Origin of the sequence: Paracraurococcus lichenis, assembly GCF_030657435.1 — a bacterium.
In the GTDB taxonomy this organism is placed as follows: Bacteria; Pseudomonadota; Alphaproteobacteria; order Acetobacterales; family Acetobacteraceae; genus Paracraurococcus; species Paracraurococcus lichenis.
On record NZ_JAUTWS010000043.1, the window covers coordinates 22071 to 39962 of the forward strand.

The 17892-nt window shown below is 66.9% G+C and carries 19 protein-coding genes and 1 pseudogene; 11 read left to right on the forward strand and 9 right to left on the reverse strand.

From position 1 onward, the window contains the following. The first annotated feature begins 181 nt into the window (after positions 1-181). Positions 182-313, forward strand: a complete 132-nt coding sequence (locus Q7A36_RS28100; protein ID WP_305107094.1) for a hypothetical protein — start codon at positions 182-184, stop codon at positions 311-313. A 99-nt stretch (positions 314-412) separates the two neighbouring features. Here the strand turns inward: Q7A36_RS28100 and Q7A36_RS28105 are convergent, their stop codons facing one another. After that, positions 413-847, reverse strand: coding sequence for a hypothetical protein (locus Q7A36_RS28105; protein WP_305107095.1), 435 nt, complete (start codon positions 845-847; stop codon positions 413-415). A gap of 153 nt (positions 848-1000) precedes the next feature. Continuing rightward, positions 1001-1474 (reverse strand): hypothetical protein, encoded by a 474-nt coding sequence (locus tag Q7A36_RS28110; RefSeq protein WP_305107096.1) that lies wholly within the window; start codon positions 1472-1474, stop codon positions 1001-1003. Between the two features lie 1195 nt (positions 1475-2669). Here Q7A36_RS28110 and Q7A36_RS28115 point away from each other — a divergent pair. The 3 genes from Q7A36_RS28115 to Q7A36_RS28125 are packed head-to-tail and all read left to right on the forward strand — an operon-like array spanning position 2670 to position 4317. Further along, positions 2670-2942 carry an antitoxin Xre/MbcA/ParS toxin-binding domain-containing protein gene (locus tag Q7A36_RS28115; RefSeq protein WP_305107097.1) on the forward strand — a complete coding sequence of 91 codons (273 nt, stop codon included), beginning with the start codon at positions 2670-2672 and terminating at the stop codon, positions 2940-2942. 38 nt (positions 2943-2980) lie between these two features. Further along, positions 2981-3223 (forward strand): hypothetical protein, encoded by a 243-nt coding sequence (locus Q7A36_RS28120; protein WP_305107098.1) that lies wholly within the window; start codon positions 2981-2983, stop codon positions 3221-3223. An 8-nt stretch (positions 3224-3231) separates the two neighbouring features. Continuing rightward, a complete protein-coding gene (locus Q7A36_RS28125) occupies positions 3232-4317 on the forward strand; it encodes an MbcA/ParS/Xre antitoxin family protein (protein ID WP_305107099.1) in 1086 nt (361 codons plus the stop codon). Here Q7A36_RS28125 and Q7A36_RS28130 read toward each other — a convergent pair. Continuing rightward, entirely contained in the window at positions 4314-4478 is a 165-nt protein-coding gene (locus tag Q7A36_RS28130; RefSeq protein ID WP_305107100.1) for a hypothetical protein, read from the reverse strand. The two genes, Q7A36_RS28125 and Q7A36_RS28130, sit on opposite strands and share 4 nt — an antisense overlap. 429 nt (positions 4479-4907) lie before the next feature. Here Q7A36_RS28130 and panE point away from each other — a divergent pair, with 429 nt between their 5' ends. Further along, the gene (gene panE / locus Q7A36_RS28135) at positions 4908-5846 is read left to right on the forward strand and encodes a 2-dehydropantoate 2-reductase (RefSeq protein WP_305107101.1); all 939 of its coding nucleotides are present in this window, start codon (positions 4908-4910) and stop codon (positions 5844-5846) included. Between the two features lie 346 nt (positions 5847-6192). Here the strand turns inward: panE and Q7A36_RS28140 are convergent, their stop codons facing one another. Continuing rightward, positions 6193-6735, reverse strand: coding sequence for a hypothetical protein (locus tag Q7A36_RS28140; RefSeq protein WP_305107102.1), 543 nt, complete (start codon positions 6733-6735; stop codon positions 6193-6195). Between the two features lie 125 nt (positions 6736-6860). Beyond that, a pseudogene (locus Q7A36_RS41665) lies at positions 6861-7202 on the reverse strand (transposase); the annotation flags it as partial. 269 nt (positions 7203-7471) lie between these two features. Here Q7A36_RS41665 and Q7A36_RS28150 point away from each other — a divergent pair. Together Q7A36_RS28150 and Q7A36_RS28155 are read left to right on the forward strand one after the other, a co-directional pair. Continuing rightward, positions 7472-8050 (forward strand): DinB/UmuC family translesion DNA polymerase, encoded by a 579-nt coding sequence (locus Q7A36_RS28150; RefSeq protein WP_305107103.1) that lies wholly within the window; start codon positions 7472-7474, stop codon positions 8048-8050. A gap of 136 nt (positions 8051-8186) precedes the next feature. Further along, positions 8187-8474 (forward strand): GNAT family N-acetyltransferase, encoded by a 288-nt coding sequence (locus Q7A36_RS28155; protein WP_305107104.1) that lies wholly within the window; start codon positions 8187-8189, stop codon positions 8472-8474. A gap of 161 nt (positions 8475-8635) precedes the next feature. On the opposite strand, the gene Q7A36_RS28160 is transcribed toward Q7A36_RS28155, so the two are convergent. Then, positions 8636-9439 carry an SDR family NAD(P)-dependent oxidoreductase gene (locus tag Q7A36_RS28160; protein ID WP_305107105.1) on the reverse strand — a complete coding sequence of 268 codons (804 nt, stop codon included), beginning with the start codon at positions 9437-9439 and terminating at the stop codon, positions 8636-8638. A gap of 354 nt (positions 9440-9793) precedes the next feature. On the opposite strand from Q7A36_RS28160, the gene Q7A36_RS28165 reads away from it, so the two are divergent. The 4 genes from Q7A36_RS28165 to Q7A36_RS28180 all read left to right on the forward strand — a co-directional run bounded on the left by Q7A36_RS28165 (position 9794) and on the right by Q7A36_RS28180 (position 12417). Next, positions 9794-10231: a 4a-hydroxytetrahydrobiopterin dehydratase gene (locus Q7A36_RS28165; RefSeq protein ID WP_305107106.1), complete on the forward strand. Its 438-nt coding sequence runs from the start codon at positions 9794-9796 to the stop codon at positions 10229-10231. 72 nt (positions 10232-10303) lie between these two features. Beyond that, positions 10304-10981 carry a hypothetical protein gene (locus Q7A36_RS28170; protein WP_305107107.1) on the forward strand — a complete coding sequence of 226 codons (678 nt, stop codon included), beginning with the start codon at positions 10304-10306 and terminating at the stop codon, positions 10979-10981. Between the two features lie 67 nt (positions 10982-11048). Further along, positions 11049-11327 (forward strand): PaaI family thioesterase, encoded by a 279-nt coding sequence (locus Q7A36_RS28175; RefSeq protein ID WP_305107108.1) that lies wholly within the window; start codon positions 11049-11051, stop codon positions 11325-11327. Between the two features lie 46 nt (positions 11328-11373). Then, positions 11374-12417: a cellulase family glycosylhydrolase gene (locus tag Q7A36_RS28180; RefSeq protein WP_305107109.1), complete on the forward strand. Its 1044-nt coding sequence runs from the start codon at positions 11374-11376 to the stop codon at positions 12415-12417. A gap of 84 nt (positions 12418-12501) precedes the next feature. On the opposite strand, the gene Q7A36_RS28185 is transcribed toward Q7A36_RS28180, so the two are convergent. The 3 genes from Q7A36_RS28185 to Q7A36_RS28195 all read right to left on the reverse strand — a co-directional run bounded on the left by Q7A36_RS28185 (position 12502) and on the right by Q7A36_RS28195 (position 17891). Continuing rightward, on the reverse strand, positions 12502-12729 hold the full coding sequence (locus Q7A36_RS28185; RefSeq protein ID WP_305107110.1) for a hypothetical protein: 228 nt from the start codon (positions 12727-12729) through the stop codon (positions 12502-12504). Between the two features lie 132 nt (positions 12730-12861). Further along, the gene (locus Q7A36_RS28190; protein ID WP_305107111.1) at positions 12862-14355 is read right to left on the reverse strand and encodes a tetratricopeptide repeat protein; all 1494 of its coding nucleotides are present in this window, start codon (positions 14353-14355) and stop codon (positions 12862-12864) included. A gap of 149 nt (positions 14356-14504) precedes the next feature. Next, positions 14505-17891, reverse strand: coding sequence for a phospholipase D-like domain-containing protein (locus Q7A36_RS28195; RefSeq protein ID WP_305107112.1), 3387 nt, complete (start codon positions 17889-17891; stop codon positions 14505-14507). Between the last annotated feature and the right edge of the window lies 1 nt (position 17892).

Below are 17892 nucleotides of genomic sequence, written 5' to 3' on the forward strand. Positions count from 1 at the left end.
AAAACGTCGTGAAGCACGTCTAGGAGGATCCTGCCTTCCGTGCGGCCCTTGTCGGGGAGGCAGCACACAACGTGGTCGACGGCGACCTGGAGACGGAACTCGGCCAACTCCGCGAAGTGGTCAAGACGACCATGGGATTCGGCAAACTGGCAGCGGGACTAGCATTCTGAAGCCCAGTCTCATGCGCATGTTGCGCAACAGCGGCAACCCGCGCGCTGCAAACCTGGCCGCACTCCTGAAAGCGGTCGAGAAGAGTGCAGGCATGCACATCGCCGTGCACGCCGAGCCCGCAGGTGAACTTGAACACGCGTGATGCCGGATCATCTCAGAATCTAGAGGTGCGGCCTTCATCCCTCCACGCTCCACACGGCGTGACCATGACCGCCAAGTTCAGGGATGCCTGCCCAGGCTGTCAGCCGAAGCCTTCGCCACCATTATAGCCGCGCACCAGGGCCATGACCCGTCCGTGCATATCACCGCCTCGCAGGAGTGCCTCGCGGGGCGTCAGCCCGTCCAGAACTGTGTCCTCGGTTACCAGGAACTCCAACGTCACCCAGGGACCTGAGGCTCCGAATGCTGCAATGATGTCCGCGAGGCCGGGGATGGTTTTGCCATTATGGAACTGCGCGCGGGGGTATTCCCAATCGGCCGCTTGGGGCAACGCGAGCAGGACTCCTGCTCGGCGGCGTTCGTCAACGACCTGTCGGCTGATACCCAGGAGATGTCCGACGGCCTCGGCGGACAGGATACCGCCCGCACGTAGTTCAACCGCCCTGCGTTGGACCTCTTCAGTGGTCGGATCCAGGACTTTGCCGACCATCGCTGAGTCGAGTGGTTTCTGGCCCATGTGCATATCCCTCTGGGCGATGAACGACGCTTTGCTCCGGGTGTCTTCGGGTCTGCTTACGCAGACGTTCAGGCGGGCTGGCGGCTGCATCGGGGACGGTGAAGGCACCGAGGTTGGGGGCTCGCTCCAACATATCGCCACCTCCTGCCCGGGTCAGGCGTGCCGCGCTTCGAACCCGGCGCGTGACAAGCTGAACACAGCCTCCTTGCCGAGGGTGGTTCGCTCAACCAGACCGACCGCCGACATGAGATTGAGGACGCGGGTTAGATTGGCCTGCCCGAGCGACAGGTGCTTGGCAATGTCGGCGCGGTTGGCGTGGCCGTCCCGCCGTTCGAGGAACTCGAGCGCCGCCACGACGTGCCGCCGCCTGATGACCTCGTCCACGGACAGCGTCTCGGCAATGGCGATGGACTCCGCCAGCAACTCGCCGAGCGCGGTGAGGCGTTCGGCCAGGGCGGGCTGGCCACTCAGTGCCATGGAGGACGAGGCAGCGGCGAGGATATCATACCAATCCCGCAGTTCCGGGTCGCGGCGCCGCTGGTCGAGCGTCTTCCAGGCCCAGGAGCGCAGGGAGAGGTAGACGTCCCGCAACAGGTCCGGCGACGGGTTCCCGAAGGCGGCCAGCAAGGCCTCCCGCGCCTGCGCCGGAGTAGCCTCTGCTCGGGCAATGCTGTTCAGGTCGGCTTCCGGCACCATCGAGTGCCCCCGTTCGCTCCTGCTCAATTTTGGAATGTCTTAGCGTGCCTTTGAAGCGTATCCCGGGCTCACGACCGGAGGAGCGGACTCATGTCACCGCACAGCATTGTATTCGGTGCGCCCCGAAGGCGCGAACCACCAGTGGAGGAAGATTTCACCCGGAGAGTTGTCGATTGCTCCGGTAGCTGACGAGCGGCTTGGTCGGGTAACCGGCTTGGTCGAAGCCTCGTGACAAAGGCCGCCTTCGGCGGTTGAGCAATCCAGCGGGCCGTAACGTGAGTGAAGCCTGAGCAGGCCTCGAAAGTGTTGATGCGGATGCCGACCCGCCTGAATACCGGGGAAGGCCGCGTGAATGGGGAAGCAATCGACATCTGCACCCATTCGATCCGCCGGGGTAGTGGGCACGGCACGTTGGAAGGGTGGTTCGGGTAATCGGGGGAGGCCCGTCTGGCATGAGGGTAGCGGCCTCAACGTCGCCCTGGGCGGCGGTGTCGGCGGGATTCGGACAGTGTCATACGACTGTTGAGGCCGGGTAACGCCGGTGGAGGGAAGGGCCCTGACTTCTGGTACGCTTCTGAGGATCGCGAGGGCATGGTGATTGGCGAGAGCCTGCAAACACCTGAAGTGCCAGGAGAGGTCGGAAGGAGCTCTGCGGCAGTGCGAAGATGGCGTCCACCGCTCAGACGCGAGCGATCATGGGCCACATCGTGGGCATTGCGGTGAAGCCAGTCGGAGAGCGTAGTGCGGGAAATCCGCATGCTGCGTTCGATGAGCGGGGACGGGAAACGGGGTGATGCCGGAAGGCCCAAGCCACCGCGCCCGTCCTCGACTCTACCGCTGACGTTCCTGCTCGCCCGCGGATCGCAATCATGCCTTCGGAGCACAATCCCAGCGGCGCTTCGGCATGCATGGCGGGTTCGGCCTCGATACCAGACATGCAAGGTGGCTTCGCTTATCTCCCTGATATACTTGTCGCCATACACCGGCCCGATCCGCAGGCGATCTGCGCTGACTTGGGCACCCGTTGCGCAATCGGATGACAATCCAGCATTGCCTCCCTCGGCCGCAAATGTTCTAAATGTGTTCTTGGTTTCGGCGTCTCGTCCACCTGAAAGGGGGTGCTGACGTGTCGGAGCCAGAGAATCCGGACGACCTTCAGGCCCTTCGGCGGGTGATTGAGCGGCGTCAGGCAGAGCAATCTGTCGACCTTGAAGACGCCGCGGTGGTGGACGCTGCCGTGCTCACATGGGGCGACATGGAAGAGGCCTTCGGATGGCTCTACCGGCCACACGCATTGCTCGGCGGGCGTACGCCTGCTGCCGTCGTTGCTGAGGGGGATGCCGGACGACAGCAGGTGCTCGACATCCTTGGTCGCCTGCGTGCTGGCACCGCACCGTGAGAGTCTTTGGCTTAACGAAGCTTCCTGAGGGAAGGCGCATGAACGTCAACGAACTTCTGGAGTGGCAGCACAGCGAGCCGGACCTCCATGAACTCATCGACGGCGAGCCGGTCCGTGCATCCGACGAGAAGCAGGCGACGCGCCGAATTCTGCGCGTCCTTGCTGCGGCAGCAAAAGCCTTCGGCAGCACGGGCGCGGGACAGAGGTGGCTCGAGGAGCCGCAACCCGAGACCGGCTTCCCGCCGATCGAAGTCGCTGACGTAGGATGGGGCGCGGTCTGAGCTGCCTGATGACATTGGAGAACGGTTACTCAGGGTGCACGGCGTACGACCCAGAGACCGCAGCGATCCGCATCGGCGCGCCCGCCGATCTGCTTGCGGAGGCCAAGCGCTACGCTGTTATCGAGAGACGCCGCCGTCATAGCGGCCCCGGCCTCCGCACCTTTCTGGCGATCGCTGACTTCTGGGGACTTGATGACGCGCAACGCCGCCGCATGCTGGGCGGGGCGCCGGACGTCGACAAATGGATCCAGGCGGCCCTGGAGCACAGGCCGCTGGACCTGCCTCAGGATGTCGTGGAAAGGACCGGCCTCATCGTCGTTATCTATGGCTGGCTTGCCATCCTTCTTACGACTGACGAGGAAGGGGTGAGGTGGCTCCAGACCCCGCAAGGGGCGGCTGTTTTCGGCGGCAGGCTGCCGCTCGACCTCATCACCGATGGCACACCCGACGGGCCGCTTACTGTGCTGGAATTTCTCCAGGCCGCCCGGCACGGCATTCACATGCTGCCGGGACCGCTCGAGCGCGTTCGGCAGCCGCTCAACGATGATGAGATCGACATCTACTCGTTGACGTCCAACGCCGAGGCCAACGTTGCCGCCGGACGCCTCGCCGACGTCTCGGACGAAGCTACCTTGGATGCGGCGATGGACCAGGCAGACGAGACGGCGGACAATCTGATCGCAAGCCGCGGGCAGGACGCCGAGAGAGGTAAAGGAGCCGCTATGCCCAACACAGCCAAAGATCCAGCCACCGACAGTGTTCAACTCCGTTCGACAATCCACTTCGCTGCGTGGCGCGCACTGAGCCGGTTGCTTGTGGCTCGCGACGCCGCAGAAAATACGAAGTACGAGACAGCGGCTCGGTCCGCCTGGGCCGAAATCGAACGGCTCCTCGATGAAGTCGAATCGGATGGCGAGAAGGAGGGGCGTCCCCTGGTGCGGCCACCACCGTACACGGGCGACAAAACAAAAGGTGCTACTGACGTTGCCAAAGTCATCATTGAGGGTCTTGGGCCCAAGAGCCTCATTGGTCATCCGGAGGTCAAGCGGCTGTCCGGGAGACCGGTCCGGGTGACCATTGAACTGTTGGATTAGTCGGGCCTAGCCTTGCGCTGGGGCCGCTCGATGACCCTGTCGAGCATCCGCCGCAGGCAGGCGGCGTGCTCCTCCGCCGCCGAGTGGTATCGGCCCGCCGAGAAATCCGCATCGCCGCGGGCGATGTTCTCCGCAGCCTCGTTCCAGACGAGCACCGGCACGCTGGATCCTCGTGGCACGCTGGTGCCGTCCGACGTTTGCCAGTCGCCCGGCCGGTCGCAGTGCAGGCAGCGCGCACTGCTAACTTCGTCTCACGCCTCCGGCCGTCAGACGACGTGCACCCGCCCACAGTGGCCGCAGCGGATGAAGACCTCAGGGCTACATGGTGTCGGCATCAGGGCCTCCGGCGGCTGGGGACAAGGGCTCCGACCGGGAGGCCCGCTGCCCCGCGTGGGCCAGACTAGCGCTGCCCTGGTGGAACGGAGTGGAAAACACGAGATCGAGGGCAGCCGACGGTGGCACCCTCTGGCGCCCTGGCCTTCTCCACCGCACACGCGACACCTTTCTCCCGTTCCGACCGGGTGGGCGCGGTATACGATCCTGTGCAGGTCGGTGCGCCAAGGGCGCCCGCCAGACCGGAGGGCTTCGTCATGCGCATACTCGTGGTTGGAGCCGGGGCACTGGGCGGCTACTTCGGCGGTAGGTTGGTCGAGGCCGGGCGCGACGTGACCTTCCTCGTCCGCCCCGGTCGGGCCGAGCAGATCGCGCGGCACGATCTGCGTATCGAAAGCCTACACGGGAACGCTCACGTCCATCCCCGGACCGTGCTGGCCCGTGACCTGAACGGGCCGTATGACCTGATCCTGCTAGCAGTAAAGGCGTACTCGCTCGACGCCGCGATGCAGGACATCGCGCCCGCGGTCGGACCCGAGACCGCCATCCTGCCTGTGCTGAACGGCATGCGTCACCTCGACCTGCTCGCCTCGCGCTTCGGCGCGAATCGCGTCCTTGGTGGCGTCGCCCAAATACCGGCAACCCTCGGCCCCGAGGGGCAGGTAATCCACCGCATGGGGACAGATCACCAACTGATCTATGGCGAGATTCCAGGTGGCCTTTCCCTACGCGTCCAGGCCATTGCCTCGGTGTTCGAGGGCGCGAACTTCCGACCGCGGGCCAGCGACCAAATCGTGCAGGAGATGTGGGAGAAGTGGGTCGGGCTGGCCGCCCTGGCTGCTGCGACCTGCCTGATGCGGGGTAGCGTGGGCGACATCCTGTCTGCGCCTGATGGACGAGACACAACGCTGGCGCTGCTTTCCGAATGCCGGGCGGCAGCCAAGGCGGCCGGGTATGAGCCTCGTCCGTCAATCGTCGAGATCGCCACCGGCTTCTTGGCAAAGGACGGCTCTCTGCTCACCGCGTCGATGCTGCGCGACATCGAGCGTGGTGGACCCACTGAGGGCGAGCATGTGCTGGGCGATCTGGTGCAGAGGGCGGAGCAGATGGGCGTGCCGACCCCCATCCTGCGGCTCGCGCGGTGCCATGTCGCCACCTACGAGGCGCGCCGAGCGCGGGAGCAGGGATGGCGATAACGCCTCTGGATGGGCATCGACGAGGACTAGGCCAAAAGCAAAAGGCGAACGGTTGGCTTCGATGCCGTGACGGAACACGGTGATGAGGCGGCGAACCTCAGACTCACGTGACGGCGCCGCGACCCACTGCGATCGTGTCGCCCGATCGACACTGACGCTCGCCGTGCCATGTAAGCGGACACTTTCGGCACGGCGCGCGGCCCGGGGAGCGCCTGGTGCGTGTCTGCAAAGCGCTTCATTCTCCAGAGGCGTCGATCGAGTCGTGCTGCCTGGCAGTAGATGGGGCGGTAGCCGGGGGCGGCCTCGGTCCTTGCAGCGGGTGTTCGTGCCCGCTTGGCCGTAATAGCTATCGATAGTCGGCCAACATCGCTTCCATGTCGTCAGCGACGCCGTAGCCGAGCACGTCACTGACGACTGAGACCCGATTGAGGCGATCCAGCAAGGCTTCCCGCTGCTCCTCGGGCAGGGCAGTCACCTGTTTCAGTGCCTGTTGGAACATCCTAACCAGCGCGTCCATATATGTCTCGTCCTGAAACCCAAACTCTCGGGCGAAACCGGCCGCGCGTTCGCAAAAGAAGACCATCAGTTCAGCAAGACCTTCGGGGCGAGCAGAGGCTTTCTTGTAATCAGCAATGGCCTTCTTTGCCTTGGAGACTGAGACATCCTGGTTCCTGTAAACGTTGGGCCATAGCCAGCGGTCGATAGTGGCCTTGTAGGGCTCGAGGACGTCGCCCCCGAGACCGAACCGCGCATGCAGGAGGGATTGGTTGTCCTTGCTTGCGGCATAGAGGTCCTGCATCAGGCCCAGTAGAGTGGTGCGATCAAATTCGGCCAGTCTGGCTTTGACGTCGCTCCAGCTCGGAGCGGCCTTCTTCGGTTTGCTGGCCATCCTGCTGCTCCTGGTCATGTCCCGCGCCCTCGCCCAGCCACCAACCCAGGCAGCCTGCTCCCTGCCAATATGGAGTTCTGGCGAGGGTGTCTGCATCAAAGGCGGCGCTGGGCTCTTGGCCTTGCCTACAAGAACGGCTTCAGCCAGAGCAGGATCATGCCGATGGGGAGCATGGCGAGATAGTTGGCAGCCCGCTTCTCGTAGTGGGTGGCGATGCGTCGAAGGTGCTTGAGCCGGTTGATCAATCGCTCAACTCGGTTCCGCAAACGGTAGGAATGCCGGTCAAACCCGGGCTGGCGGTACTCGTTCTTCTTGGTCGGGATCACTGGGCGGATGTGGCGTCGGCGCAGATGGGCACATGCGCGCGGGCTACTGTAGGCTTTGTCACCAGCCGCCGCGCGCGGGCGCAGTCGCGGGCGGCCGCGTCCAGGGCGTCGGATGGAACGCTGGTAGGCGAGCAGGTCTAGGACCGGCGTCTTGTCGCGCCCAAGCGCCAGCCCGACGAGGTGATGGGCCTGCCTGCGGTGATGAGTCTGGTGGTTGAACAGGTGGGCGAGCACGTGGTGGAGCGGCTGGGACTGCGGCACACCGCTGCTCGTGACGTAATCGAGGCGCGCTGCAAGGCGATCTTCGCTCAGCCCGTGGACGTATTCGACGAGTTTCTGGTCCTGCACCAGCCGTGCCGCGCGCAGATCAGCGAAGTCATGGTGCAGCACCTCGTCCAACCGTAGGCACGGTGTCGAGCCGGTTCTACCGCTGCCGCCCCGCCTTCGTCGAGGGCCTGGAAGTCTCGAAATTCCACCGCATCGGACCGGCCACCGCGGCCAGGATGGAGCGGCTTGACATTCGCACCGGCAGGGACCTGCGGGCCCAGAGCCTGGCGTTCCTCCGGCAGCACTTCGGCAAGGCCGGGGCGCATTTCCACGCCATTTCGCGCGGCATCGACGAGCGGCTCGTCGTGCCGGACCGTCCGCGCAAGTCCTCCGGCTCGGAGACCACCTACCCACGCGACCTGAGCGAGCCCGAGGAGGCCGAGGCCGGGGTGGAAACGCTGGCCGACGAGGTCTGGGAGTGGTGCGAGAACGCAGGCGCCCTGGGCAGGACAGTGACGGTGAAGTACGCCGACTTCAGCCAAGTGACCCGCAGCCGGACCTGCCCGGGGCCGGTCGACAGCCGCGCCCTGCTTGCGGGTACGGCGATTGAACTGGTCCGGACCGTCTTTCCCTTGAGGAACAAGATTCGGCTTCTCGGGGTTACGGTGTCGAACTTTGGCGACGCGACTGAGGTCGCCCAGAGGAGCTTCGACTTCGGATGAATACCGTCGCGGCTGCGCCGCAAGCGGCCGCTACCCAGGGCCCTGCCAGTTGGGCACCCGCAGACCGCCCGTGGCGTTGTTGCCCGACCAGCGGCCAGGGTGGCCGCTCCAGAGCCAACCCGAGGAGTAGGCGGGCATGCAAAGCGAGGTAAGGGACAATCCGGCAGCGAGCCGGTTCGAACTGCCGTGCGACGCCGGGATCGCCTTCGTCCAATACAGGAGAGAGGGCGACGACCTCCTCGTGCTGACCCACACCGAGGTACCGGAGGCGCTGTCCGGCCAGGGCATTGGCTCGAAGCTGGTCCGCGGCACGCTGGATCGCCTCCGCAAGGAGGAGCGCAAGATCGTACCCCGCTGCGAGTTCGTCGCCGCTTTCATCGAGCGCCACCTGGAGTACAGGGACCTGGTGGCCGACAGAGGCTGATCGGCGACATGGCCTGCGGCGACCCCAGGAGAGAATGATGACGACTCCGACCCGCCCGCTGCTCGAGACCCACAGGCATCTCTGCCAGCAGGCGAAGGCTGCACAGGTAACCGCCGCCTCTGTCCCGGCAGAGTTGCCACTGCGTTCGCCGCCCCGAGGCATTAGGCGATGGTGTCGACCACGCCCCCGTCCACCCGGAGCGCTGCCCCAGTAGTGGCCGACGAGAGTGGCGAGGCGATGTAGACAACGAGGTTGGCTACCTCCTCGACAGTCGCGGCGCGACGGATGATGGAACTCGGCCGGTGGGTGACGACGAACTCGGCCGCGACCTCCTCGACCGGCTTGCCGGTCCGCTCCTGCTCGGGGCGCAGCATCTCCTGTACGCCTTCGGACAGCGTAGGCCCTGGCAGGACCGCGTTTACCGTGACCCCGGTGCCCGCCATCCGCTTGGCGAGACCGCGCGAGAGGGCCAGATCAGCGGTCTTGGTCACGCCGTAGTGGATCATGTCGGCCGGGATGTTCAGCCCGGACTCGGAGGACATGAAGATCACCCGCCCCCAGCCGCGCTTCGCCATGCCGGGCAGGTAGGCGCGTGAAAGCCGGACACCCGACAGGACGTTCACCTCGAAGAAGCGCTCCCACTCGGCATCAGGCGTCCCGAAGAAGTCCTGCGGGTCGAAGATGCCGAGATTGTTGACCAGGATGTCGGCCGACGGCTCAACTGCGACCAGCGCCGCACACTCCTCGGCCGTGCCGAGGTCGGCTGCAACGCCCCGGACCGCCCTACTCATCGCGCTTGGCACGACTTGCCGCAGCCGGGCGATCGCGCCGTCCACCGCTGCCTGCTTACGGCCATTGAGCACCACGGCCGCGCCCGATCCCGCTAGCTCAGCAGCGATGGCGAAGCCGATCCCGCCGGTCGAGCCCGTGACGATGGCGGTCTTACCCGAGAGGTCAATTTTCATGTCCGTTCCCCGATGCGCGCCGGGATGATCGCGCTGGCCGCCCGGATGTTCCGGGTCATGCTGCTGAGTAGGTTCAGGGCTGCGGCCGAGAGCGAGGAGGGGCCATCCTCCTAAACCGCGTCCACTTTGGAACCCATAGTTCCGCCCGTACGACCACGCCCGCTGACAGGGTCTTCAACCACGAGCGGCAGGGCTACGGGTCTCAAAGTGGACGCGGTTTAGTCGTGCCGTCCGGCGCCGACGCGGTACGCTTGAACTGCGCTCAATCAGGCGAAGCGCCTCCTCTAGGCGCGACAGCCTTGCCACCCGACGGGACTGCTGCGTCAGTGGTGATCCCGGCCTATCCTGCTTCCCATGGCGTGGATGGCCGCCGGACATCCAACGGATACCGTCCCGGGCGACCAATCCGTCGGGAGGCAACAGTATGGCGAGCACATTGGCGGAAAAGACCTGCACCCCGTGCCGCGGTGGCGTTCCGCCGCTGACGGCGGACGAGGCGAGGGCTACCGCGAGCAGGCGCCCGACTGGTCGCTAATGGACGACGCGACCCGGATCGAGCGGCGCTTCCAGTTCAAGGATTTCCGTGAGGCATTCGCGTTCGCGACAGGCGCCGCCGAACTGGCCGAAGCGGAGGGCCACCACCCCGACATCACCTTCGGCTGGGGCTACGCGACGGTCTCGCTGCGCACCAAGAAGATCAAAGGTCTACACGAGAACGACTTCATCATGGCGGCAAAACTCGATCGCCTCGCTGCTGACCCCGCCGCCGGTACGGCCCGCCAGGGGAACTGAGGGCGAGCCGCCGCCTTCGGCACTGCCGCTGCCGCCCGGCGTTGCCGACGGGTCCAATGGGAGGCATTGGCCATGACCAGGGACCAGATCGAGGCGGTGGTGGCGAAGGAGCGACCGGGCTGGCGCGTGGTGGACTTCATCGAGGTCAATGACGAGAGCGGCCCGAGCTTCGACGCCACGATTGAGAAGGAAGGCCAGCGGGTTGTTCTCCTCATCGCCGAGGATGAAAGTATTGCCGGGGAACGGCGCCAGCGGCGCATCGGACCCTGCACGCCGCAGACCTGCCGCCCGGCGTGGCTTGGTGTCGCGGGGCCGAAGGAGGAGATGCCGTCCTTGGTGCCGGAGAAGATGTTCCTGGCGATCACGGGCGCGCCCGGCTTTCGCGGCTACTACGCTTTCCTTGGTGAGCGGAACGCCAGCCGGGGCGTCTCGGCCTCGCTGTTCGACACCCGCGAGCACGCCACGGAGGCGAACCAGCGGGTGGTGTCTGTCATGCGCGACCGGCGGATCGCGCCCAGCCCGCCGAGCGTCATGGCGGAACAGGTGGTCATCGTCGCCGCGGCCGGAGGGCTAAGGCTAGGGCTAGGGCTGGGGAGGAGCGCTCGCCGGATTGGAGTATGTAGGCGCTCCCCGACGAGGTTCGCCGCGCGGTGCGGGAAGATGTCCGACGCGGGTTGGAGGGCGAACGCCGAGACGGGCGGCCCGATCGAGGTGCCGGTGGAAATCCTGTTCGGCTGCGGGCGAAAGTAGACGCCCGGGCACGAGCAGAGGGAGATGATGCCGGACATGGACCGGTCGGCCGACCTCAAACGCGGGCATGCTGCCCTTCGCCAAGTTGCTCGGGATGACCTTCACGGCGGCCGAACCCGACCGGGTGACGGCGGAGATGCCGGTCCGCGACGACCTCTGCACGCGGCCCGCGGTGCTCCACGGCGGCGCCATCATGGCCTTCGCCGACATGCTCGGCGCGGCGGGTAGCAGGAGACCTCCAGGCACGCCGGATAACGCAGCCTATTGTCCGGACAGCCGGGTGCGGTACACGTGCGCGCCCGCACATCAGTCGGCCTCAGGTCTCCTGTCGCCGTGCTATGAATGAGTCGCGTGCCTATTTACCGCAGTCCAGGCAGAGCGGAGTGCGCGACATGGACACCTTCCACGTAGACGGGCGTTACCTCCTCGATACGGCGGACAACCGGGTCGTGCTTCGGGGGGTCAACCTCCCGGTGCTCGACAACTGGGGCTTCCCCCCGGACAGCCGGATCAGCGAGGTGGAAAAGACCGGCGCGAACGCCGTTCGGTTGCAGTGGTACGTCAACTACAAGGGCGGCGATCGCCCCGCCTACACGCTCTCCGACCTCGACACCCTGCTCGACGAGTGCAGGCTCAATCGGCTCATCCCGATCCTCATGCTGGCCGACTTCACCTGCGCAGGGGACCCGAAGGTTGTGAACAGCGGCCTCATCCCTTGGTGGACCGACTGCAACGTCGTCACCGTGCTCAACAAGCACCGCAAGTACCTGATCATCAAATTGGCCAACGAGGTGGGACAGTACAGGTGGTCTCCTTCGCCCGCCGCGGCCCTGGCTAGCTTTCAGGCGGAGTACAAGACGGCGATCAGCGCCATCCGCAGTCACGGCCTCAACATGCCGGTCATGATCGATGCTCCGGACTGCGGCTCAAGCCTCGAAGCTTTCACGAACCCGGGCGTCGGCATCGGCCAGGACCTGATTGCCCACGATCCTCAGAGGAATGTCCTTCTCAGCGTCCACGCCTACTGGGCGGCCTATGGCGGGATGGCGCGCCTTCTCGGCGATCCCCTTGCCGCAACGCTTCCCCTCGTTTTCGGAGAAGTCGCGAACAAGCAGGACGAGGAGGTCGACGCGACGGATGCAGCGGGCCTACCGACTAGGCGCACGGATTTCTGCTTCTACGACCTCGACGGCACAAGCGAGCGTCATCCGGCGCCGTCCGGCTACAGCTATCAGGACCTGCTGACCGCACTCGGACCAAGGGACATCGGCTGGCTTGCCTGGTCCTGGTGGAAGGACGGCTGCGACCGCCGTCAGATGACGTCGACAGGGAATTTCACCGACCTCACTCTGTATGGCGATGACCTCGTGAACAACCCCACTTACGGTCTCCGTCTCGGCACCTTCGCCGCGGCCAGGACCGCAACCCTTCCCTAGCCTATCGCCGAGGAAGCCGCCTCGATCGGCCTGTCCGCTCTCGGGCGAAGTTCCAGCCGCGGAAGTGCTTTGTTACCTCAAGCGTCAAATGGCAATTGGCGGTATGGTGCTCTGGTCGAACATCAATTCTGGCGAATCGGACTTCTGCTTGTCATGGCAGCGCACCCGCCGAAATCTGCCGACGGTCACAGACGATGTTGCGGAGCATTGCCGTTGCTGGCGTGCCCACTTGCCCGATCCCCCTCCGTCTGCGAGCACGATATCGTCGTTGAAGAACTCCGTCAGCCCGAGCGCGCCCGCCCGGAAGGTCATTGGCTCGGCCGTGGCCGCAACTCCCGCACACCGAGCGAGGATGCGGGCCCGGGCGGCAAGGGAGCGGACCAGTGTGATGTGTGGGGCGGCGCCAGCGAAGGCCGGTGCCGAGCCGCCGACGCCCTGGAGCCTCTATGGACCAGCCGGAGGCGAAGGACACCGTTCTGTTCCACCTGCCAGCGCTTCGAGGCGCCGCCGAAGCTCGGGATAATCGGTGTCGCCGGGCGCCTCGATCGCCCGCTTGGCGATCTCCTCGCAAGCAACGGTAAGAGCGGGGCGAGACAGGCGGATCGCTTCGCCGAACTCCGCCACGGCGTCGTCCCACTTATTCAGCGCAAGCTTGGAGCCTCCCAATCCGAGGTGGGGCTCGTCCGACAGCGGGTTCAGCAGCGCCGCAGCCGCGTACGACGCGATTGCGTCCTCGAAGCGGCGCTGAGTACGTCTTGCCGACCCGAGCAGGATGTGTGCATCCGCCGCATTTGGAGACAGCCTTATGGCCTTTTGGAGTTCTTCGACTGCCCTGTTGAGGTTCCCCTGCCCCCAGTAGACGTGGGCGAGGCCAACGCGTGAATCCGCGCTGCCGCCACTCGCGAGGCCGGACTGCTCGAATGCTTGACGGGCCTTCTCCCATTCTTCCTTTGCGAGTTCGGTGTCTCCCTTTTTCGCGTAGACGTCCGCCTTTCCGATATGGGTGTACCCCATGCCTGTATGGGCGTCCGCGAATTTGGGATCCCGATCGAGCGCAGCCTGGAAATAGCGTTGTGCCTCATCCAAGTGTTGCGTCTCATCCCAATCAGGGTTGTGCTGATACCTCTCAATGTGGCCAAGGGCCGAATGTGCATCCGGCTTACTCGGATCGAGTGCGAGCGCCTCTTTGAAGCTGTCGATGGCGTTGTCCCAACGACGATGATCGACCCAGAGGTAACCGAAGGCGATGCGCAGCGGTGCAGAGGTCGGCTTGTCCTGGATAGCAACGCTGTATCTTTTCACGGTGAGAGCAAAGGCAGCCGTGGCTATCTGGTGCTGGATGTCCCTCACATCGCTGTTGGTCGGCGAGAATGGGATTGAGCTTGCGTAGACGACCTTCTCGTTGAGCCGCAACTCGAGCGAGAGGCGCTTCCCGACAAGCGTGAATGCGCCGTAGATCTCGTCGTGCTGCCAGGCCGCTGGGAGCAGGTTGCGGACGATCCCAACGGCACGATCGATGGACAGCGCGGTCTCCGGGATGCTGACATCCGGGAGGTTCTGCATGACCAGCAGGTTCATCGGCAGAATCTGGCTTATTCCCCGCCCGCGGTTGGCGTTCAAGGCGTCGCGCAGCTTCCAGGTGACCACCTTGCTGGTGAGCCCCATGTCCGAGAGCGCGTCGGGAACCTCGATGGTGCGAAGGTCCACCGTGTTCGCGCTGAACAGGGTCTTCAGGAAGATGAGCAGGATCGCGACGGTGAGGATCGCGCCCAGAAGCCTGGTTGTGAGGTGAAATGCCGAGGTCACCAACCGCTCGCAAGGGGCGCTCACGGCGTTCGAGGCGGCCTTCAGCGTTGCCCACACCGACCGCACCTGGGCAGCCGCCTTGCTGCGGCGCGCCGTGTGGCCGGTGACCGGCTCGCGCGTCTCCTGCGGCATGGGTCGTTCTCCCACGGTTCACTCGGAAGGCAGGAGATGCCCGCGCGGAGCCGGGCATCGGGTGCTGAGGTATGTGGGGCTTCGCTGCCCGAACACTCGGCGACGGCCAGGACAGTGCCGCGCGCCGCGTGACGGGGCGGCCGACGCCCTCAACTTCCCGCCTCGGCGATGAGGCTGGCGAACAGGCCGAGGTAGTTGCCCGTCGTCGTGCCATCCGGGTCCGCCATGTCGTCGCTCGCCGGGAGCACCGCGGTGTCCGCGGGGCCCGCATTGAGCGGCTGGATGGCTCCCAGGCCACCCTGGCCGAGCCAGGACGCCACGAGGTCGAAGGCGCCCCGCGGCGAGCCGAGCCGCACCCAGGCCGCGCTCGGCGCCAGCGTGGCGGGATCCGCCACGCCCAGCTTGGCAGCCATGATGACTCGCCGGTAGCTGCGGACATTGCGGGAGTACCCGCCGTCCATCTGCCGGTCGAAGGAGGCGATCGCCGCCGAGCCGTCGAAGGTCATGCCGCGGCGCCTGAAATGGGTGGCGCCGACCAGGGACCAGACATCGTCGACCACCACGCTGGTCGTGCGGATGGCCGCACTTCGGCCGGGGAAGCCGACGGGGTGGAAGGCGACGACCCGGTCCGGGGCCACCGCGAGGAGATTGCCGACCGCCTCCGTGCGCGCCCTGAAATGCTGGCGCGACCAGCCGCGGAACGGCGGGGCGAAATCGGGCTGGCGCGGAGTGCAGACGATCACGCGGAGGTTCGGGTGCGCGGCGAGCGACGCCGCGATTTCGCCAACCAGGTCGACCTCGACGGCGGCGGCTCCACTGGGGCGCGCCGTGCGGGCGAACTGCGGGGATTCGATGTAGATGAGTTCCCGGGCTTCCCGCAACGCGCGCCGCAGTGACCAGAGCGCGTCCCGCAGCCCGGCGGCCGAGACGACGCACTCGCGCCGGATCAGGCGAATCAGGCGGTCCGGATTGGCGGTGGTGACCGTCGGCGCGGGCACCCCGAGCGCACTGGCCAGGGCGTTTACTGCTGATTGGACCGTGGAGCCCGGCGCGGGCGGGGTGACGCCGCTGAGTTCGGGCGTCTCGCAGCCGGACGCGACCGTCTCGAGCAGCACGCCGATGCCGGTGTTCGTCGCCGTGTTGTCCTGCGGCGGCGTGAAGTTGTCGCCGTTCGTTGCGACCACCCATCCCGGGCTCGGCCCCGGGGTGCCCGGCAGAGGGATGATCGGCTGGGCGCGCCGCATGGCGTGCAGCGCGAGATCATAGGCCAGGGCGCCGGTCACGTGAATGCCGGGCGCGTGGAGGTCCGGACCGGCAGGATTGCCCGGGTTCCCGCTCGCATGCAGCGCCGAGCGCGTCTCGCGCGCCCAGCGGCCGCCGGTTAGCACCGCCTCCCAGGCCAGGGCAGGACCTGCGCCGCCCGTCGTGCCGGTCGTCACCACCGTCTCGAAGCGGGCCATGGTAGGCAGGCGTGGCCCCTGGCGAGGCGACTCCTCGGAGGCGAGCGAGCGCAGGAAGGAGATGACGTCGCCCGGTGCCGTCCCGGGCGGCGGGATGGTCGCCGGGACTCCGAAGAGCGGCGAGGGCGCGACGGAGAGAAAGGTCGGCGGCATGGCGGCGACGCCGTTGACCCCCGCGAAGGGGTCGGCAGGCGCGGGCGCCGGGCCCGCCGCGACCGGCGCGCGGGTGTTCGCCCAGACCCGCCGGTTGCCCTGCCGCGGCGTAACCACGATGTCCATGACCAGGTTGGCGGGCGAGGGCTGCGCCTGGCCCGGGGCGAGCGCGAAGGGGTTGGGCAGCCGCACCGACGTCGGCTTGGTCGCCGCCGCGATTGTCGCCCCGCCATCGCCGCGCACGAAGGAGGGCTGCGCGGAGATCGCCTCGACCGTCACGAACTGGCGGGGGAAGATCCTGATATGCGCGCCGTCCGGCACCTTGTCGGCGGCGACAGTGACCAGCACGTCCTGGGCGTCGATCCACGCGGCCTGCAAGCCGTCTGCCGGGCTGGGGAGTGCCTGTCCGCCCGGAAATCCAGTGCCGGTGTTGGGGTCCGGAAAGACCGGCCAGTGGGCGTTCGCCCCGGCCTGCGTAGGCGTGGCGAACTGGCCGTCGAGGATCGGCGAGGCCACGATCACCATGTCCTGCGACGGGCGGGCCAGCACCGCGGCCGCGGTCGCCAGCGTGTCCGGGCCGTCGGCCAGGTAGGTGACCGTCACCTGGTCGTGGATGGCGGGCAGCAAATCATCAGGGGTCGACCGGTCGTCTGCCGGGATTCCGAGCACCTCGGCGCCTGTCCGGTTGCCGAGCAGGCTCCAGACCGTGTCGACCACCGCCAGCCGGAGAAACTGCCTGGGCAGTGATGGCGCCGGGGTGCCCGCGGGGGTGCCTGTCGTCGGCAGCGCGGGCGGCACTGCCCGGGTCCGCGAGAGAACGCCGTTGGTCGCCCATCCCCAGCGCAGGCGCCCCGCATCGGCGGGCGCGGCCGCGGCGCCGTTGACCTCGAGGCCCTCGCCGTCGGGGAGCGTCACCAGCCCGCTGGCAGGGATGGTGGCCGACTGCGTGCCATCCGCCCGGGTGGTCACGAGGGTCGCAGCGGCGAGGGCGGGCCGGTATGGGCCGCCATGGAGGTCGACGACGTGCACCAGCGTGCCCTGGGCGAGCCCCGCGATCGGCTGCGCGCCCCCGGGCCCGCCGATGGGCGCTGTGGAGCTCTTGCCGGTCAGACCCGGCAGCCAGGCCTGGAGGTCGGCCAGGACGGCGGCAGCGAAGATCGGGTCGACGATGAGGCCGCGCCGGTCGTGGAAGGAGACGGTCTCGCCTCCGGCGACCTCGAGGCTGAGCTGGTCGCCCGGCTCGAACCAGCGCGGCGCCTTGAAGCCCTGGGCGCCGCGGAACACCATGCAGGAGAAGACGGGAAGCATCAGGGCTGCCGACCCGTCGGTGTAGCGGGCCGCCATCAGGCGCTGGAGGCGGACCGCCGCCGCCTCGTGGAGCCGCAGCACGGCGCATGTGCCGGTGAGCGGCGTGCCGTCGACACCGATGAACTCGGAGGTCCGCGGCACCCCGACGAGCCGTAGAGCCACCCTGTCCCCGGCGGCGAAGGCCTGCGGCGTGCTGTTGGCCACGCCGCGGGCAACGGTCAGGCGGTCGCCGGTCCGCCCAGTGCATTCGACCACCTCGGCCGCCACGCCGCTGGCGCCGGTGACCGTCAGCAGTACGCTTCCTCCCCCGCTCGGGCTGGGAAAGCCGCCCCCCTGCCCCGCGCCGAGGTCGAACTCGGTGGCGGTCGCGCCGACGGCAGCCGCGAGGGTGCCGGTCGCGGGCGAGAAGCCGTACTCGAGGATGCCGCGGAACGGGGCCCGCGGCCCCGGTAGCGAGAGGGTCAGCGCCGCAGCGTCGTAGTTGGCAGCGGGCGGCGTGGTGTCCGTCCACTGCGTCGAGAGTGCGAGGCCCGCGAGGCCGAGTGCACCGAGTCCCTCGCTCTGCAAGGATTGCTGCACGTTCGCGGGCGTGAGAGTGGTGACGCTCAAGGACATC

Bases quoted from the DNA above. Each gene is read 5' to 3' on its own strand.
- Q7A36_RS28100 (WP_305107094.1), top strand. From the start codon at position 182: ATGCGCATGTTGCGCAACAGCGGCAACCCGCGCGCTGCAAACCTGGCC.
- Q7A36_RS28195 (WP_305107112.1), bottom strand. From the start codon at position 17,891: ATGTCCTTGAGCGTCACCACTCTCACGCCCGCGAACGTGCAGCAATCC.
- Q7A36_RS28165 (WP_305107106.1), top strand. From the start codon at position 9,794: ATGGCGTGGATGGCCGCCGGACATCCAACGGATACCGTCCCGGGCGAC.
- Q7A36_RS28105 (WP_305107095.1), bottom strand. From the start codon at position 847: ATGGGCCAGAAACCACTCGACTCAGCGATGGTCGGCAAAGTCCTGGAT.
- Q7A36_RS28180 (WP_305107109.1), top strand. From the start codon at position 11,374: ATGGACACCTTCCACGTAGACGGGCGTTACCTCCTCGATACGGCGGAC.
- Q7A36_RS28190 (WP_305107111.1), bottom strand. From the start codon at position 14,355: ATGCCGCAGGAGACGCGCGAGCCGGTCACCGGCCACACGGCGCGCCGC.
- Q7A36_RS28160 (WP_305107105.1), bottom strand. From the start codon at position 9,439: ATGAAAATTGACCTCTCGGGTAAGACCGCCATCGTCACGGGCTCGACC.
- Q7A36_RS28185 (WP_305107110.1), bottom strand. From the start codon at position 12,729: ATGACCTTCCGGGCGGGCGCGCTCGGGCTGACGGAGTTCTTCAACGAC.
- Q7A36_RS28120 (WP_305107098.1), top strand. From the start codon at position 2,981: ATGAACGTCAACGAACTTCTGGAGTGGCAGCACAGCGAGCCGGACCTC.
- Q7A36_RS28170 (WP_305107107.1), top strand. From the start codon at position 10,304: ATGACCAGGGACCAGATCGAGGCGGTGGTGGCGAAGGAGCGACCGGGC.
- Q7A36_RS28155 (WP_305107104.1), top strand. From the start codon at position 8,187: ATGCAAAGCGAGGTAAGGGACAATCCGGCAGCGAGCCGGTTCGAACTG.
- Q7A36_RS28140 (WP_305107102.1), bottom strand. From the start codon at position 6,735: ATGGCCAGCAAACCGAAGAAGGCCGCTCCGAGCTGGAGCGACGTCAAA.
- panE (WP_305107101.1), top strand. From the start codon at position 4,908: ATGCGCATACTCGTGGTTGGAGCCGGGGCACTGGGCGGCTACTTCGGC.
- Q7A36_RS28175 (WP_305107108.1), top strand. From the start codon at position 11,049: ATGCTGCCCTTCGCCAAGTTGCTCGGGATGACCTTCACGGCGGCCGAA.
- Q7A36_RS28125 (WP_305107099.1), top strand. From the start codon at position 3,232: ATGACATTGGAGAACGGTTACTCAGGGTGCACGGCGTACGACCCAGAG.